This is a genomic window from Mixta calida, assembly GCF_002953215.1.
GTDB lineage: Bacteria > Pseudomonadota > Gammaproteobacteria > Enterobacterales > Enterobacteriaceae > Mixta > Mixta calida.
This window is the reverse complement of record NZ_CP026378.1, coordinates 4,092,733-4,110,447: the sequence shown is the minus strand read 5'-3', so window position 1 is coordinate 4,110,447 and position 17,715 is coordinate 4,092,733. Positions and strand designations below refer to the sequence as shown.

The following is a 17,715-nucleotide window of genomic DNA, read 5'->3' as shown; positions in this document are numbered from 1 at the left end:
GCGCCGGAAATGCAGCCTGTCGGCAAGCCGGTCAATACGTCCGCCGCGTCGGCTGAACCCGCTGCCGCTCCGGCTGCGAAAACGGAAAACGCGTCGCCAGCGACGCCCGCAGGCCAGGCCGCCGCTTCCGTCACTGCGCCTGTCGCCGGGGAAAAGCCCGCCTCTTTCACTCAACCAACGATGAATGACGAACATGGCCGTTGAAGATACCCAACCGCTTATCAGCCACCTGATCGAGCTGCGTAAACGGCTGCTTAACTGCATTATCGCCGTGCTGGCTATCTTTCTTGCGCTGGTTTACTTCTCTAACGATATCTACCAGCTGGTCTCGGAGCCGCTGATTAAGCAGATGCCAGCGGGCGCCAGCATGATCGCCACCGACGTGGCTTCGCCGTTCCTGACGCCGATTAAGCTCACTATCATCGTTTCCGTCTTTCTGGCGGTGCCGGTCATTCTTTACCAGATTTGGGCTTTTGTCGCGCCGGCGCTGTATCGTCATGAGCGTCGTCTGGTGATGCCGCTGCTGTTCTCCAGCACGCTGCTGTTTTATATCGGCGTGGCGTTCGCCTATTTCGTCGTGTTCCCGATGGCGTTTGGCTTTTTTGCTAAAACCGCACCGCAGGGCGTCACGATGGCGACCGATATCACCAGCTATCTCGATTTCGTTATGACGCTGTTCATGGCCTTCGGCGTCGCGTTTGAAGTGCCGATCGCCATCGTGCTGCTGTGCTGGACTGGCGTTACCACCCCTGAAATGCTGCGTCAGAAGCGCCCCTATATGCTGGTTGGCGCGTTTGTCGTCGGCATGCTGCTGACGCCGCCCGATGTTTTTTCGCAAACTTTGCTCGCTATTCCGATGTACTGCCTGTTTGAGGTTGGCGTATTCTGTTCGCGCTTCTATGTAGGCAAAGGACGTCAGGATCGCGAAGAAGAGCAAGATAATGGCACCTGACGTTTAACGCAGGGCCCGCCAGCGCGGGGAACATTCATCGCTAACCGCCCATTACGGGCGGTTAACATTTTCAGGACATACCATGTTTGATATCGGTGTAAACCTGACCAGCACGCAGTTTGCGAAAGATCGTGAGCAGGTGGTGACGCGTGCGCGCGAAGCAGGCCTCACCGGCATGCTGATTACCGGCACCAACGCTTTGGAGAGCCAGCAGGCGCAGAGCCTGGCGCAGCGCCATCCCGATTTCTGCTGGTCGACGGCTGGCGTTCATCCCCATCATGCCAGCGAATGGTCGGCGGATACGGCCGCGACGCTGCGTCGCCTGGCGGAATATCCGCAGGTGGTCGCCATCGGCGAATGCGGACTCGACTTCAACCGTAACTTTTCCGCGCACGAGCAGCAGGAATATGCGTTCGACGCGCAGCTGGCGCTGGCGGCGGAACTGCAAATGCCGGTATTCCTGCACTGCCGCGACGCCCATGAACGCTTTGTCGCGGTGCTGAAACCCTGGATTGCGCGTCTGCCCGGCGCGGTAGTGCACTGCTTTACCGGAACGGCGGACGAACTGGCGGAGTGCCTGGATATGGGGCTGTCGGTGGGCATTACCGGTTGGGTATGCGACGAACGGCGCGGCATGACGCTGCGCGAACTGCTGCCGCAGATCCCGGCAGACCGGCTGTTGCTGGAGACGGATGCGCCCTGGCTGCTGCCGCGCGATATGCGCCCGCGTCCAACGTCACGACGCAACGAGCCCTGCTTCCTGCCGCATATCGTGCAGCAGGTAGCGCTGTGGCGCGGCGAGGATGCCGCCTGGCTGGCGCAGCAAACCGACGCCAACAGCCGTCGTCTGTTCCGTCTGTAAGCGCGCGCGGTAAGGGAATATCAGGCTTTACGAAAGGCGCCGTTCTCGACGCTCTGTTTGACCTGTTTGTTTAGCAGGTTAAGCAGCAGCATGGAGCGCGCTTCGCCGTCAGGCTCGGTAAAAATCGCTTCCAGCCCTTCCAGCGCGCCTTTGATGATGACCACTTTGTCGCCAGGACAGGGCGTATCGGGATCGACCATGGTTTCCGGCGTGCCGGTGCGTAACGCGTCGATCACATCCGGCGGCACGATCGCCGGCTGAGCGCCAAAACGGACGAAGTGGCTGACGCCGCGCGTCGCGCTAATAGTGGTGGTGTGAATATCTTCCGGGTCGAATTCAATAAAAAGATAGTTAGGAAACAGCGGTTCTTCTACCGTGGTTCGTTTGCCGCGCACAATTTTTTCCATGGCGATCATTGGGCTCAGGCAATGTACCGCCTGCCGTTCCAGATGCTCTTTAGCGCGTAATAACTGACCACGTTTGCAGTAAAGGAGATACCAGGATTCCATAATGTCACTTTCCAATTATTGAAGGCTAAGAATAGCAAAACTGCTTTCAGAGCGATAGCGAGATTGCGCGGCGCCAGCGCCCTCCAGCCCCGCTTTTTTCCATGCTAATCCTTAACATAAATCCCGAAAAATGCAGTTTTGACTGGATCGAATGGCGCAATTTACGGAATTGCAAATTGACGAACGCCGCGTCGGTGGTTCAGACTCGCAGCGCAACCTGTTAACAATAAAGAAAAGCATCGCCCGCAGGCTTGCGATATAGGTGCCGTTATCCTGCCGACGGCACGCACACAAACCTCAGCATAGCCGGTGAATCCTCCTTATAATGGCTGATTCTGCGGCCTGAATAATGAATCTGATGAAATACCACGACTTACGCGAGTTCCTTACGCTGCTTGAACAGCGTGGCGAGTTAAAACGTATAACGCTGGAGGTCGATCCCGTTCTGGAGATGACCGAGATCGCTGACCGCACCCTGCGTGCTGGCGGCCCGGCTCTGCTGTTTGAAAATCCCAAGGGCTATGACATGCCGGTGCTGTGCAACCTGTTCGGCACGCCGAAGCGCGTGGCGTTGGGCATGGGACAGGAAGAGGTCAGCGCGCTGCGTGAGGTAGGCAAGCTGCTGGCGTTTCTTAAAGAACCAGAGCCGCCGAAAGGGTTTCGCGATCTGTTCGACAAAATGCCGCAGTTCAGGCAGGTACTGAATATGCCGACCAAACGGCTGCGCAGCGCGCCGTGTCAGGAGCAGGTATGGCAGGGCGATGAAGTGGATCTGTCGCGTATACCTGTGATGCAGTGCTGGCCGGAAGACGCCGCGCCGCTGATCACCTGGGGGTTAACGGTTACGCGCGGACCGCATAAAGAGCGACAGAATCTCGGCATCTATCGTCAGCAGGTAATCGGCAAAAATCGTCTGATTATGCGCTGGCTCTCGCATCGCGGCGGCGCGCTCGATTTTCAGGAGTGGTGCAAAGCGCATCCCGGCGAACGTTTTCCCGTTTCCGTGGCGCTGGGCGCCGATCCCGCCACCATTCTCGGCGCCGTGACGCCGGTGCCGGACACCCTGTCGGAATACGCCTTCGCCGGCCTGCTGCGCGGCACCAAATCCGAGGTGGTGAAGTGTCTGTCGAACGATCTGGAAGTGCCAGCCAGCGCTGAAATCGTGCTGGAGGGCTATATCGAGCCGGGCGACGTGGCGCCGGAAGGGCCGTATGGCGACCATACCGGCTACTATAATGAAGTAGATAATTTCCCGGTGTTTACCGTGACGCACATTACGCAGCGCCGCAATGCCATCTACCATTCGACTTATACCGGCCGTCCGCCGGATGAGCCGGCGGTGCTGGGCGTGGCGCTGAATGAGGTGCTGGTGCCGATTCTGATTAAGCAATTCCCGGAAATCGTCGACTTCTACCTGCCGCCGGAAGGCTGTTCCTATCGCCTGGCGGTAGTGACGATGAAGAAGCAGTACGCCGGGCACGCCAAGCGCGTGATGATGGGCGTCTGGTCCTTCCTGCGTCAGTTTATGTACACCAAATTCGTGATTGTCTGCGATGACGACGTTAATGCCCGTGACTGGAACGACGTTATCTGGGCAATAACCACGCGTATGGATCCGGCGCGTGATACGGTGCTGATCGAAAACACGCCGATCGACTACCTTGATTTTGCGTCGCCGGTGTCGGGGCTGGGTTCCAAAATGGGCCTGGACGCCACCAATAAATGGCCGGGCGAAACACAGCGCGAATGGGGGCGTCCGATCGTGAAAGATCCGGCGGTCACGGCGCGCGTCGATGCTATCTGGGATCGGCTGGGAATTTTTAACGATTTGCCGTCACGCTAACGACGCAAATTACGAATGACGACCCGACAGAGGGAACGCATGACAACGTTAAGCTGTAAAGTGACTTCGGTGGAGGCGATTACCGACACCGTTTATCGCGTACGCCTGGTGCCGGAAGCGGATTTTTCATTCCGCGCTGGCCAGTATCTGATGGTAGTGATGGATGAGCGCGACAAGCGCCCGTTCTCTCTGGCCTCAACGCCGATGGAAAAAGATATCATCGAGCTGCATATCGGCGCTTCTGAACTGAACCTCTATGCGATGGCGGTGATGGAACGCATTCAGCAGCAGCGTGAAATCGTGGTGGACATTCCGCACGGCGACGCCTGGCTGCGTGAAGAAAGCACCCGTCCGATGATCCTGATCGCCGGCGGCACCGGCTTTTCCTATGCTCGATCCATTCTGTTGACGGCACTGGCGCAACAGCCGGATCGTAACATCGCCATCTACTGGGGCGGCCGTGAAATCCATCATCTGTACGATTTGGAAGAACTGAACGCGCTGGCGGTGCGTCATCCGAACCTGAAAGTCGTGCCGGTCGTGGAACAGCCGCAGGAAAGCTGGCAAGGGCGCAGCGGCACCGTCCTGACGGCCGTAATGCAGGATTTCGGCTCGCTGAGCGAACACGATATCTATATCGCCGGACGCTTCGAGATGGCCAAGATCGCCCGTGAACGTTTTTGCGCCGAACGCGGCGCGCAGGAAACGCAGATCTACGGCGACGCTTTCGCTTTTATCTGACAGGCGGAGCGATCTGCGCCGCGCCGACCGTAAAAAACCCGCCCCTGACAGGCGGGAAAAACCACAAGTACTAACGTATCAGACTCGTTCAAATACGGTGGCGATGCCCTGTCCCAGGCCAATGCACATGGTGGCGAGGCCGAACTGGGCGTCGCGGCGCTCCATCAGGTTGAGCAGCGTTGTGCTGATGCGCGCGCCTGAACAGCCCAGCGGGTGGCCCAGCGCGATGGCGCCGCCGTTCAGGTTAACCTTCTCGTCAATCTGCTCCATCAAACCTAAATCTTTAATGCAGGGCAGCGTCTGTGCGGCGAACGCCTCATTCAGCTCAAACAGATCAATATCACTGACGCTGAGTCCGGCGCGCTTCAGCGCCAGTTGAGAAGCGGGCACCGGCCCGTAGCCCATAATCGACGGATCGCAGCCCACTACCGCCATCGCCCTGATGCGCGCCCTGGGCTTCAGCCCCAGCTCACGCGCGCGGGATTCGCTCATTACCAGCATCGCCGCCGCGCCGTCCGACAGCGCTGAAGAACTTCCCGCGGTGACCGTGCCGTTAACCGGATCGAAAGCGGGCTTCAGCGTCGCCAGTCCCGCCGCGTTGGTATCGCTGCGGATCACTTCATCAAAATCGTAACGTTTCAGGACGCCATCGGCGTCGTGTCCGCTGGTCGCTACGATCTCATTGCGGAAGTGACCTGACTGGGTGGCGGCCCAGGCGCGCTGATGCGAGCGTGCGGCGAACGCATCCTGCATCTCCCGACTAATGTGGTGCATCCGCGCCAGCATTTCAGCGGTCAGCCCCATCATGCCCGCCGCTTTAGCGACCGTGCGGCTGAGGCCCGGATGAAAATCGACGCCGTGGCTCATCGGCACGTGGCCCATATGCTCGACGCCGCCGATCAGGCAGGCATGCGCATCGCCGACCATAATGGCGCGCGCGGCGTCATGCAGTGCCTGCATGGATGAACCGCACAGACGGTTCACGGTAGTCGCTGGCACGCGATGCGGAATTTCCGCCAGCAGCGCGGCGTTGCGTGCGATGTTGAAACCCTGCTCCAGCGTCTGCTGCACGCAGCCCCAGTAAATATCATCCAGCATCGCCGGCTCCAGCTGAGGGTTGCGACTGAGCAGGCTGCGCATCAGATGCGCGGAGAGATCTTCCGCCCGAACCTGTCGGAAAGCGCCGCCTTTCGAGCGGCCCATGGGCGTGCGGATAGCGTCAACGATAACTGCGTTTTCCATTTTCTTGCTCCTCACGCCGTGGCCAGCGCAATGTCGGTGATCGGTTCGGCGGGCGGATACCAGCTCTCATTTTGCTGCGCCTTCATCGCCAGCAGTTCAGGAATGGCGTAGAGCGGGCCGAGCTCTTCGTAGCGCTGTGCCAGCGTTACGAAGGCCGCGTTGCTTAACGTATCGAGATAGCGGAATACGCCGCCGTGGAACGGCGGAAAGCCGAGCCCGTAAACCAGCGCCATATCGGCTTCCGCCGGGCTGGCGATAACGCGCTCCTCAAGGCAGCGCACGACTTCGTTAATCATCGGGATCATCATGCGGGCGATAATCTCATCGTCGGTAAACACGCGACGGGGCGCGCTCACGCTTTGCAGCAGCGCATCGGTCTCGCTATCGGCGGTTTTCTTCGTTTTGCCTTTGCTGTCTTTCTCCCAGGCGTAAAAGCCGCGCTGGTTTTTTTGTCCGAAGCGTTGCGCGTCGAACAGCACATCAATGGCGTCGCGGTAATCTTTCTTCATGCGCGTCGGGAAGCCGTCCGCCATAACGCTTTGCGCATGATGCGCGGTATCGATGCCCACCACATCCAGCAGCGTGGCGGGTCCCATTGGCCAGCCGAACTGCTTTTCCATCACTTTATCAATCTGGCGGAAATCGGCGCCGTCGCGCAGCAGCAGGCTGAAGCCGGCGAAGTAGGGAAAGAGCACGCGGTTAACGAAAAAGCCGGGGCAGTCATTGACGACGATGGCGGTCTTGCCCATTTTGGCCGCCCAGGCGATCACCTTCGCCAGCGTGGCGTCTGAGGTTTTCTCACCACGGATCACTTCTACCAACGGCATACGGGGCACGGGATTAAAGAAGTGCATGCCGCAGAAATTTTCAGGACGTTTCAGCGATCGTGCCAGCAGGCTCACCGGGATGGTTGAGGTATTGGTGGCCAGGATGGTCTCCTCGCGCACCTGCGCCTCGGTGTCCGCCAACACTTTCGCTTTAACCTGCGGGTTTTCCACTACGGCTTCCACCACGATATCTGCGCGGTCAAAACCGTCGAAAGAGAGCGTAGGGTGGATAGTGGAGATAATATTGGCCAGCTGTTGTCCGTCTATTTTGCCGCGCTCCAGCTGTTTATTCAGCAGCTTGCCCGCTTCGTTCATCCCCAGCGCCAGCGATTTTTCGCTGATATCTTTCATAATGACCGGCACGCCTTTCCATGCCGACTGCCAGGCGATGCCGCCGCCCATAATGCCAGCGCCTATTACCGCCGCCTGCTGCGGCGGGGCGTGGCCCTGCGTCAACTTTTTCGCATTGCCTTTAACATACTGATCGTTCAGGAAGATGCCGACCAGGGCGCGCGCCTCTTTCGACTGCGCCAGCGGCACGAACGCCTGCGTTTCCAGCTTCAGCGCCTCATCACGTCCCAGGCTGGCTGCGGCCTCAATGGTTTTTACCGCCCGCATCGGCGCAGGATAATGTTTGCCGGCGCTCTGCTGCACCATGCTTTTGGCGATGGTGAAGCTCATTGCCGCTTCAATGGGGCTGAGCTTCAGCGGCTGCAGCTTCGGTTGACGTCGTTGCCGCCAGTCATCGGCATCGGCGATCGCCATTTTCAGCATGGCGATCGCGCCAGCGCGCAGTTTTTCTTCCGGCACCACCGCGTCTACCAGGCCGAGCGCCAGCGCGCTTTTGGCGTCAACGTCTTTCCCGGCGGCGATAATTTCCAGCGCGCTGTCGGCGCCCAGCAGTCGGGGCAGACGCACCGAACCGCCAAAGCCCGGCATAATGCCCAGTTTGGTTTCCGGCAAGCCAATGCGCGCATCCGGCGTGGCGATACGATAATCGGTGGCGAGAACGCATTCGCAGCCGCCGCCCAGCGCGTAGCCTTTGATCGCGGAAAGGGTAGGAACCGGCAGATCCTCCAGGCGGTTAAAGATGCCGTTGGCGAAAGCCAGCCAGTTCGCCAGCTTCTCTGATGGCGCGTTAAACAATGATAAAAATTCGGTGATATCCGCGCCAACGATAAACGCCGGTTTAGCAGAGCTGAGCAGAACGCCTTTCAGCGCCGTCTGTTTTTCCAGCACGGCAATGGCTTCGCCCAGGCTGGCTACCGTTTGCGTATCCAGTTTGTTTACTGAACCGGGCGCGTCGAATACCAGCTCGGCGATGCCGTCGTCCAGCCAGTCAAGGGAAAGTGTGTCGCCTTGGTAAAGCATGTCCGTCTCCTGAAACCGCGATAAAGGGATCTGGTCGTACCAGATGATCGAGAGTGTGGGAGTGATGTTAATTATTTGCAAACAAAACTTTGCTCATTTGCAAACGGGATCACAGGCGGCGGCGACACGGCATCCCTGTCAGCGCTGTGATAAGATGCGGACAATTTTGCTGATACGGAGTACGACAATGGATACGCTGGCTACCTTGTACAAAGATCACATCGCGACGCTGCAACAGCGCGCGCAGCAGGTTCTGGCACGCTTTCAACTGGATGCGATGCTTATTCATTCCGGCGAGCTGCTGACGGTTTTCCTGGATGACCATCACTATCCTTTCAAGGTTAATCCGCAGTTCAAAGCCTGGGTGCCGGTGACGCAGGTGCCTAACTGTTGGCTGTGGGTCGATGGCGTTAATAAGCCGAAGCTCTGGTTTTATTCGCCGGTAGACTACTGGCACAACGTCGAGCCTCTGCCGCACAGCTTCTGGACTGACGAAATCGACATTGTCGCGCTGAAAAACGCGGATGAGATTGGCGACCTGCTGCCGTCGCAGCGTCAGAATGTCGCCTATATCGGACCGGTGCCGCAGCGCGCGACGCAGCTCGGTATCAGCAATGAACGCATCAACCCGCAGGGCGCTATCGATTTCCTGCATTATCATCGCTCTTATAAAACCGATTATGAGCTGGCCTGCATGCGTGAAGCGCAGAAGCTGGCGGTGGCAGGGCACCGGGCAGCGAAAGAGGCATTTCTCTCCGGCATGAGCGAGTTCGATATCAATCTCGCCTATCTGACCGCGACCGGCCATCGTGACACCGATGTGCCCTACGGCAATATTATCGCCCTGAACGAACATGCGGCGGTGCTGCACTACACCAGGCTCGACCATCAGGCACCGCCGAAGCGCCGCAGCTTCCTGATTGACGCAGGCGCGGAGTACAACGGCTACGCTGCCGATCTGACGCGCACTTATACCACGCAAAGTGACTCGCTATTCGCGCACATTTTGCAGGATATGAATCAGCATGAGCTGGCGTTGATCGCGACATTAAAAGCGGGTGAACGCTATACCGACTACCATCTGCAGATGCATCAGCGTATCGCTGAGATGCTGCTGAAGTACGATCTGGTGCGCGATATCAGCGCGGAGGCGATGGTGGCAGAAAATCTGACCGGTCCGTTTATGCCGCACGGGTTGGGACATCCGCTTGGCTTGCAGGTGCATGACGTCGCTGGCTTTATGCAGGATGAGAACGGCACGCATCTGGCGGCGCCGCGGCAGTATCCTTTCCTGCGCTGCACTCGCGTGCTGGAGCCGCGCATGGTGCTAACCATCGAGCCGGGCTTCTATATTATTGAATCGCTGCTGACGCCGTGGCGTGAAGGCAAATACAGCCAGCACTTTAACTGGCAGGCGATCGACGCCCTGCAGCCTTACGGCGGCGTCCGCATTGAGGACAATGTGGTGATCTACGCCAATCGTATTGAGAACATGACGCGCGATCTGCTTTTGGCATGATGGACGTTTACGATATTCCCGCTGAGCCGCTCAGCATCAGCGAAGAGATAATTAAAAAAAGCCGTTTCATTACAATGCTGGCCCATACCGAAGGCGTTGAAGCGGCGCGCGCGTTTGTCCAGCAGGTGAAGGCGGAGCATCCGACCGCTCGCCATCACTGCTGGGCATACGTGGCGGGACGCCCCGATGATTCCCAACAGCTGGGATTTTCTGATGACGGTGAACCATCCGGCACGGCAGGCAAGCCGATGCTGGCGCAGTTGATGGGCAGTCAAGTGGGCGAGATCACCGCCGTCGTGGTGCGTTACTACGGCGGCATTATGCTGGGCACCGGCGGCCTGGTGAAAGCTTACGGCGGCGGCGTGCAGCAGGCGCTCAGGCAGCTGGCGCGCAAACAAAAGATACCGATGCGCCGTTTTCAGCTACGCTGCGATTATGCGCAACTCAGCGATATCGAGCGCCTGGTTCAGCGTTTTGAAGGAGAATTGCTTAAGACGGATTTTTTGGATGTCGTCTCGATCACATTAGCGTTGCCCTGGGCGCAGGTTGCCGGGTTTACGCAGAATCTGACAGACGTTAGCCGGGGAATGTTAACGCTCGAACCGGTAGACCCCTAATTTTTACCTTAAGGAAACGGCAGAATGCATTTTCGTGCCATTACCCGTATCGTCGGGTTACTGGTCATTCTGTTCTCTGGAACAATGATCGTGCCCGGCCTGGTGGCGTTGATTTACCGCGATGGTGCGGGGCGCGCATTCAGTCAGACATTTATCATGGCGCTGATTATCGGCGCTATGCTCTGGTGGCCTAACCGTAAACAGAAGAACGATCTGAAGCCGCGCGAAGGCTTTTTGATTGTCGTGCTGTTCTGGACCGTGCTGGGCAGCGTCGGGGCGATGCCGTTTATATTCGCCGAGCATCCGAACCTCTCTGTCACTGACGCCTTTTTCGAGTCCTTTTCCGGCTTGACCACGACCGGTGCGACGACGCTGGTGGGACTGGATTCGTTGCCCAAAGCGATTCTTTTTTATCGACAGATGCTGCAATGGCTCGGCGGCATGGGGATCATTGTGCTAGCGGTGGCGATTCTGCCGATACTGGGCGTTGGGGGCATGCAGCTTTATCGGGCGGAAATGCCCGGTCCATTGAAAGATAACAAAATGCGCCCGCGTATTGCCGAAACGGCGAAAACGTTGTGGCTGATTTACGTTTTGCTGACCGTGGCCTGCGCTGTGGCGCTGTGGCTGGCGGGCATGCCGATGTTTGACGCTATCGGCCACAGCTTCTCGACAATCGCTATCGGCGGCTTCTCGACCCATGACGCCAGCGTGGGCTACTTCAACAGCCCAACCATCAATACTATTATCGCCGTATTCCTGCTGATTTCCGGCTGTAACTATGGTTTGCACTTCTCTTTACTGAGCGGACGTAATTTGCGCGTCTACTGGCGCGATCCTGAATTCCGCATGTTTATCGGCGTACAGTTTACGCTGGTGGTTATCTGCACCATTGTATTGTGGTTCCATAATGTTTATGCCAGCGGCTGGCAAACCCTGAACCAGGCGTTTTTCCAGGTGGTGTCGATGGCGACGACAGCAGGTTTTACCACTGACAGCATTGCGCGCTGGCCGCTATTCTTACCGGTGCTGCTGCTCTGCTCCGCTTTTATTGGCGGCTGTGCCGGTTCTACAGGCGGCGGCTTGAAGGTGATTCGTATTCTGCTGTTGTTTAAGCAGGGCTCGCGTGAACTGAAGCGTCTGGTGCATCCCAACGCCGTCTATACGATTAAGTTAGGAAATCGCGCTTTGCCGGAACGTATTCTCGAAGCGGTGTGGGGGTTCTTCTCCGCTTATGCGTTGGTGTTCCTGCTGAGCATGCTGGCGATTATCGCCACCGGCGTCGATGACTTTTCCGCGTTCGCCGCAGTGGCTGCCACACTCAACAATCTCGGACCGGGCCTGGGCGTTGTAGCGGATAACTTCACCTCAATGAATGACGTTGCAAAATGGATTCTGATTTCGACCATGCTTTTTGGTCGTCTGGAAGTGTTTACGCTGCTGGTACTGTTCACTCCTACCTTCTGGCGTGAGTGATATAAGGAGAAAGTAATGAAGGCGCTGATTCTGTTTTCCAGCCGTGACGGGCAAACGCGCGAGATTGCCGCTTACATCGCCAATACGATGAAAGCGCATCAGGAGTGCGACGTAATGAATATCCTGCATGTTCAGCATATTGACTGGGCGCAGTACGATCGCGTGCTAATTGGCGCATCGATTCGTTACGGCCACTTTCAGCCGGCGGTGGCGCGCTTTGTAAAGAAGAATCTGGCGCAGCTGCAACAGCGCATCAGCGGTTTCTTCTCCGTTAACCTCACCGCGCGCAAACCAGAAAAGCGAACGCCGCAAACCAACGCCTATACGCGCAAGTTCCTGTTACAGTCGCCGTGGCAGCCGGACAGTTGCGCGGTGTTTGCCGGCGCGCTGCGCTATCCGCGCTACGGCTGGTTCGACCGTGTGATGATTCAGTTTATTATGCGCATGACCGGCGGCGAGACTGACGCCACTAAAGAAGTGGAGTATACCGACTGGCAGCAGGTAGAGCGTTTCGCTGAGGAATTCGCGCAAATGAGCAGCAAATCGCGCTAAAAAAACACGCTTTGCTGAAAAATAAACCTAACGATCATATTTTTGAAATAAACACTTGTCAGCCCGGAATAACTCCCTATAATGCGCCTCCACTGACACGGCACAACGGCTTCTGGTCGGCACGGTCAGGCGGTTCAGCGAAGTCTGAATCGCCGGAGAAAAACTTCTGAAAAAGGGGTTGACTCTGAAAGAGGAAAGCGTAATATACGCCACCTCGCGACAACGGCACGAAACGCCGGTCGCACCGCTCTTTAACAATTTATCAGACAATCTGTGTGGGCACTCACAGGACGGATATCGCAAAACACATTTGCAGTATCAAGTCTCATGAGTGAACACGTAATTCATTACGACGTTTTTCTGTGAGCATCAGACTTTAATTGAAGAGTTTGATCATGGCTCAGATTGAACGCTGGCGGCAGGCCTAACACATGCAAGTCGAACGGTAACAGGAAGCAGCTTGCTGCTTCGCTGACGAGTGGCGGACGGGTGAGTAATGTCTGGGGATCTGCCCGATGGAGGGGGATAACCACTGGAAACGGTGGCTAATACCGCATAACGTCGCAAGACCAAAGTGGGGGACCTTCGGGCCTCACACCATCGGATGAACCCAGATGGGATTAGCTAGTAGGTGGGGTAACGGCTCACCTAGGCGACGATCCCTAGCTGGTCTGAGAGGATGACCAGCCACACTGGAACTGAGACACGGTCCAGACTCCTACGGGAGGCAGCAGTGGGGAATATTGCACAATGGGCGCAAGCCTGATGCAGCCATGCCGCGTGTATGAAGAAGGCCTTCGGGTTGTAAAGTACTTTCAGCGGGGAGGAAGGGATGGTGCTTAATACGCGCCGTCATTGACGTTACCCGCAGAAGAAGCACCGGCTAACTCCGTGCCAGCAGCCGCGGTAATACGGAGGGTGCAAGCGTTAATCGGAATTACTGGGCGTAAAGCGCACGCAGGCGGTCTGTTAAGTCAGATGTGAAATCCCCGGGCTTAACCTGGGAACTGCATTTGAAACTGGCAGGCTTGAGTCTCGTAGAGGGGGGTAGAATTCCAGGTGTAGCGGTGAAATGCGTAGAGATCTGGAGGAATACCGGTGGCGAAGGCGGCCCCTGGACGAAGACTGACGCTCAGGTGCGAAAGCGTGGGGAGCAAACAGGATTAGATACCCTGGTAGTCCACGCCGTAAACGATGTCGACTTGGAGGCTGTTTCCTTGAGAAGTGGCTTCCGGAGCTAACGCGTTAAGTCGACCGCCTGGGGAGTACGGCCGCAAGGTTAAAACTCAAATGAATTGACGGGGGCCCGCACAAGCGGTGGAGCATGTGGTTTAATTCGATGCAACGCGAAGAACCTTACCTGGTCTTGACATCCACGGAATTCGGCAGAGATGCCCTAGTGCCTTCGGGAACCGTGAGACAGGTGCTGCATGGCTGTCGTCAGCTCGTGTTGTGAAATGTTGGGTTAAGTCCCGCAACGAGCGCAACCCTTATCCTTTGTTGCCAGCGCGTGATGGCGGGAACTCAAAGGAGACTGCCGGTGATAAACCGGAGGAAGGTGGGGATGACGTCAAGTCATCATGGCCCTTACGACCAGGGCTACACACGTGCTACAATGGCGCATACAAAGAGAAGCGACCTCGCGAGAGCAAGCGGACCTCATAAAGTGCGTCGTAGTCCGGATTGGAGTCTGCAACTCGACTCCATGAAGTCGGAATCGCTAGTAATCGTGGATCAGAATGCCACGGTGAATACGTTCCCGGGCCTTGTACACACCGCCCGTCACACCATGGGAGTGGGTTGCAAAAGAAGTAGGTAGCTTAACCTTCGGGAGGGCGCTTACCACTTTGTGATTCATGACTGGGGTGAAGTCGTAACAAGGTAACCGTAGGGGAACCTGCGGTTGGATCACCTCCTTACCAAGCTGATACCTTCCCGTGAAGTGCTCACACAGATTGTCTGATAGAAAGTATGAGCAAGGCGTCTTGCGAAGCAGACTTCAGTGTCCCCTTCGTCTAGAGGCCCAGGACACCGCCCTTTCACGGCGGTAACAGGGGTTCGAATCCCCTAGGGGACGCCACTTGCTGGTAGTGTGAGTGAAAGTCGCGTACCCGTCATATCCTAAAACTGACTTGCGAGTCAGCTTTACGATATTGCTCTTTAACAATCCGGAACAAGCTGAAAATTTGAAAGAGCAGCTTCTTGCATAAAGAACTGTTCAGAGTCTCTCAATTTCTCGCACCATGCGGTGTCGCAAGACGCCTGCGGGTTGTGAGGTTAAGCGACCAAGCGTACACGGTGGATGCCCTGGCAGTCAGAGGCGATGAAGGACGTGCTAATCTGCGAAAAGCGCCGGTGAGGTGATATGAACCGCTATCAGCCGGCGATGTCCGAATGGGGAAACCCAGTGTGATTCGTCACACTATCGTTAAGTGAATACATAGCTTAACGAGGCGAACCGGGGGAACTGAAACATCTAAGTACCCCGAGGAAAAGAAATCAACCGAGATTCCCTGAGTAGCGGCGAGCGAACGGGGAACAGCCCAGAGCCTGAATCAGCATGTGTGTCAGTGGAAGCGTCTGGAAAGGCGCACGGTACAGGGTGACAGTCCCGTACACGAAGATGCATGTGCTGTGAGCTCGATGAGTAGGGCGGGACACGTGGTATCCTGTCTGAATATGGGGGGACCATCCTCCAAGGCTAAATACTCCTGACTGACCGATAGTGAACCAGTACCGTGAGGGAAAGGCGAAAAGAACCCCGGCGAGGGGAGTGAAAAAGAACCTGAAACCGTGTACGTACAAGCAGTGGGAGCCTTCATTTATGAGGGTGACTGCGTACCTTTTGTATAATGGGTCAGCGACTTATATTCTGTAGCAAGGTTAACCGTATAGGGGAGCCGCAGGGAAACCGAGTCTTAACCGGGCGCTCAGTTGCAGGGTATAGACCCGAAACCCGGTGATCTAGCCATGGGCAGGTTGAAGGTTGGGTAACACTAACTGGAGGACCGAACCGACTAATGTTGAAAAATTAGCGGATGACCTGTGGCTGGGGGTGAAAGGCCAATCAAACCGGGAGATAGCTGGTTCTCCCCGAAAGCTATTTAGGTAGCGCCTCGTGAATTCATCTCCGGGGGTAGAGCACTGTTTCGGCTAGGGGGCCATCCCGGCTTACCAACCCGATGCAAACTGCGAATACCGGAGAATGTTATCACGGGAGACACACGGCGGGTGCTAACGTCCGTCGTGAAGAGGGAAACAACCCAGACCGCCAGCTAAGGTCCCAAAGTCATGGTTAAGTGGGAAACGATGTGGGAAGGCCCAGACAGCCAGGATGTTGGCTTAGAAGCAGCCATCATTTAAAGAAAGCGTAATAGCTCACTGGTCGAGTCGGCCTGCGCGGAAGATGTAACGGGGCTAAACCATGCACCGAAGCTGCGGCAGCGACGCGAATGCGTTGTTGGGTAGGGGAGCGTTCTGTAAGCCTGCGAAGGTGTGCTGTGAGGCATGCTGGAGGTATCAGAAGTGCGAATGCTGACATAAGTAACGATAAAGCGGGTGAAAAGCCCGCTCGCCGGAAGACCAAGGGTTCCTGTCCAACGTTAATCGGGGCAGGGTGAGTCGACCCCTAAGGCGAGGCCGAAAGGCGTAGTCGATGGGAAACGGGTTAATATTCCCGTACTCGGTGTTACTGCGAAGGGGGGACGGAGAAGGCTATGTTGGCCGGGCGACGGTTGTCCCGGTTTAAGCGTGTAGGCTGACTTTCCAGGCAAATCCGGAAGGTCAAGGCTGAGGCGTGACGACGAGGCACCACGGTGCTGAAGCAACAAATGCCCTGCTTCCAGGAAAAGCCTCTAAGCATCAGGTAACAGTGAATCGTACCCCAAACCGACACAGGTGGTCAGGTAGAGAATACCAAGGCGCTTGAGAGAACTCGGGTGAAGGAACTAGGCAAAATGGTGCCGTAACTTCGGGAGAAGGCACGCTGGCATGTAGGTGGAGGGACCCGCTCCCCGAGCCGAAGCCAGTCGAAGATACCAGCTGGCTGCAACTGTTTATTAAAAACACAGCACTGTGCAAACACGAAAGTGGACGTATACGGTGTGACGCCTGCCCGGTGCCGGAAGGTTAATTGATGGGGTTATCGCAAGAGAAGCTCCTGATCGAAGCCCCGGTAAACGGCGGCCGTAACTATAACGGTCCTAAGGTAGCGAAATTCCTTGTCGGGTAAGTTCCGACCTGCACGAATGGCGTAATGATGGCCAGGCTGTCTCCACCCGAGACTCAGTGAAATTGAACTCGCTGTGAAGATGCAGTGTACCCGCGGCAAGACGGAAAGACCCCGTGAACCTTTACTACAGCTTGACACTGAACATTGAGCCTTGATGTGCAGGATAGGTGGGAGGCTTTGAAGCGCGGACGCCAGTCTGCGTGGAGCCATCCTTGAAATACCACCCTTTAATGTTTGATGTTCTAACCTGGCGCCGTAATCCGGCGTGGGGACAGTGTCTGGTGGGTAGTTTGACTGGGGCGGTCTCCTCCCAAAGTGTAACGGAGGAGTACGAAGGTCAGCTAATCACGGTCGGACATCGTGAGGTTAGTGCAATGGCATAAGCTGGCTTGACTGCGAGAGTGACGGTTCGAGCAGGTGCGAAAGCAGGTCATAGTGATCCGGTGGTTCTGAATGGAAGGGCCATCGCTCAACGGATAAAAGGTACTCCGGGGATAACAGGCTGATACCGCCCAAGAGTTCATATCGACGGCGGTGTTTGGCACCTCGATGTCGGCTCATCACATCCTGGGGCTGAAGTAGGTCCCAAGGGTATGGCTGTTCGCCATTTAAAGTGGTACGCGAGCTGGGTTTAGAACGTCGTGAGACAGTTCGGTCCCTATCTGCCGTGGGCGCTGGAAGACTGAGAGGGGTTGCTCCTAGTACGAGAGGACCGGAGTGAACGCACCGCTGGTGTTCGGGTTGTCATGCCAATGGCACTGCCCGGTAGCTAAGTGCGGAAGAGATAAGTGCTGAAAGCATCTAAGCACGAAACTTGCCTCGAGATGAGTCTTCCCTGGGCCCAGAGCCCCCTGAAGGGACGTTGAAGACGACGACGTTGATAGGCCGGGTGTGTAAGCGCAGCGATGCGTTGAGCTAACCGGTACTAATGACCCGTGAGGCTTAACCTTACAACGCCACAGGCGTTTTGAGG

Annotated in this window: 11 protein-coding genes, 1 tRNA gene and 2 rRNA genes; 11 read left to right on the top strand and 3 right to left on the bottom strand. The window is 56.7% G+C overall.

The features are described from left to right. Positions 1-193: 193 nt before the first annotated feature. Positions 194-952 (top strand): Sec-independent protein translocase subunit TatC, encoded by a 759-nt coding sequence (gene tatC / locus C2E16_RS19515; protein ID WP_084971310.1) that lies wholly within the window; start codon positions 194-196, stop codon positions 950-952. Positions 953-1,034: 82 nt separating this feature from the next. Then, positions 1,035-1,814, top strand: a complete 780-nt coding sequence (gene tatD, locus C2E16_RS19510; RefSeq protein ID WP_038628897.1) for a 3'-5' ssDNA/RNA exonuclease TatD — start codon at positions 1,035-1,037, stop codon at positions 1,812-1,814. Positions 1,815-1,834: 20 nt separating this feature from the next. Here the strand turns inward: tatD and rfaH are convergent, their stop codons facing one another. Beyond that, the gene (rfaH, locus tag C2E16_RS19505; protein WP_038630169.1) at positions 1,835-2,323 is read right to left on the bottom strand and encodes a transcription/translation regulatory transformer protein RfaH; all 489 of its coding nucleotides are present in this window, start codon (positions 2,321-2,323) and stop codon (positions 1,835-1,837) included. A 358-nt stretch (positions 2,324-2,681) separates the two neighbouring features. On the opposite strand from rfaH, the gene ubiD reads away from it, so the two are divergent. Further along, positions 2,682-4,166, top strand: a complete 1,485-nt coding sequence (gene ubiD / locus C2E16_RS19500) for a 4-hydroxy-3-polyprenylbenzoate decarboxylase (protein WP_038630168.1) — start codon at positions 2,682-2,684, stop codon at positions 4,164-4,166. A gap of 39 nt (positions 4,167-4,205) precedes the next feature. Further along, complete coding sequence (gene fre / locus C2E16_RS19495) at positions 4,206-4,907, top strand: NAD(P)H-flavin reductase (RefSeq protein WP_038628895.1); 702 nt, start codon at positions 4,206-4,208, stop codon at positions 4,905-4,907. A 78-nt stretch (positions 4,908-4,985) separates the two neighbouring features. On the opposite strand, the gene fadA is transcribed toward fre, so the two are convergent. Together fadA and fadB are read right to left on the bottom strand one after the other, a co-directional pair. Further along, positions 4,986-6,149: an acetyl-CoA C-acyltransferase FadA gene (fadA, locus tag C2E16_RS19490; RefSeq protein WP_038628893.1), complete on the bottom strand. Its 1,164-nt coding sequence runs from the start codon at positions 6,147-6,149 to the stop codon at positions 4,986-4,988. Positions 6,150-6,160: 11 nt separating this feature from the next. Then, entirely contained in the window at positions 6,161-8,347 is a 2,187-nt protein-coding gene (gene fadB, locus C2E16_RS19485; protein WP_038628892.1) for a fatty acid oxidation complex subunit alpha FadB, read from the bottom strand. Positions 8,348-8,534: 187 nt separating this feature from the next. Between fadB and pepQ the strand changes: the two genes are divergently transcribed. The 7 genes from pepQ (at position 8,535) to C2E16_RS19450 (ending at position 17,692) form a co-directional block, all read left to right on the top strand. Further along, the gene (gene pepQ / locus C2E16_RS19480) at positions 8,535-9,866 is read left to right on the top strand and encodes a Xaa-Pro dipeptidase (protein WP_038628890.1); all 1,332 of its coding nucleotides are present in this window, start codon (positions 8,535-8,537) and stop codon (positions 9,864-9,866) included. Beyond that, positions 9,866-10,483, top strand: a complete 618-nt coding sequence (locus C2E16_RS19475; RefSeq protein WP_038628888.1) for an IMPACT family protein — start codon at positions 9,866-9,868, stop codon at positions 10,481-10,483. Before pepQ ends, C2E16_RS19475 begins: the two co-directional genes overlap by 1 nt. Before the next feature lie 24 nt (positions 10,484-10,507). Further along, the gene (gene trkH, locus C2E16_RS19470; RefSeq protein ID WP_038628886.1) at positions 10,508-11,959 is read left to right on the top strand and encodes a Trk system potassium transporter TrkH; all 1,452 of its coding nucleotides are present in this window, start codon (positions 10,508-10,510) and stop codon (positions 11,957-11,959) included. A 15-nt stretch (positions 11,960-11,974) separates the two neighbouring features. After that, positions 11,975-12,511, top strand: a complete 537-nt coding sequence (hemG, locus tag C2E16_RS19465) for a menaquinone-dependent protoporphyrinogen IX dehydrogenase (RefSeq protein WP_038628884.1) — start codon at positions 11,975-11,977, stop codon at positions 12,509-12,511. A gap of 377 nt (positions 12,512-12,888) precedes the next feature. Beyond that, a 16S ribosomal RNA gene (locus C2E16_RS19460) occupies positions 12,889-14,430 on the top strand. Positions 14,431-14,515: 85 nt separating this feature from the next. Continuing rightward, positions 14,516-14,591, top strand: a tRNA-Glu gene (locus C2E16_RS19455). A gap of 195 nt (positions 14,592-14,786) precedes the next feature. After that, positions 14,787-17,692: ribosomal RNA gene (locus tag C2E16_RS19450) — 23S ribosomal RNA — on the top strand. The 16S and 23S rRNA genes sit together here with 1 tRNA gene alongside, the layout of an rRNA operon. Positions 17,693-17,715 lie beyond the last annotated feature (23 nt).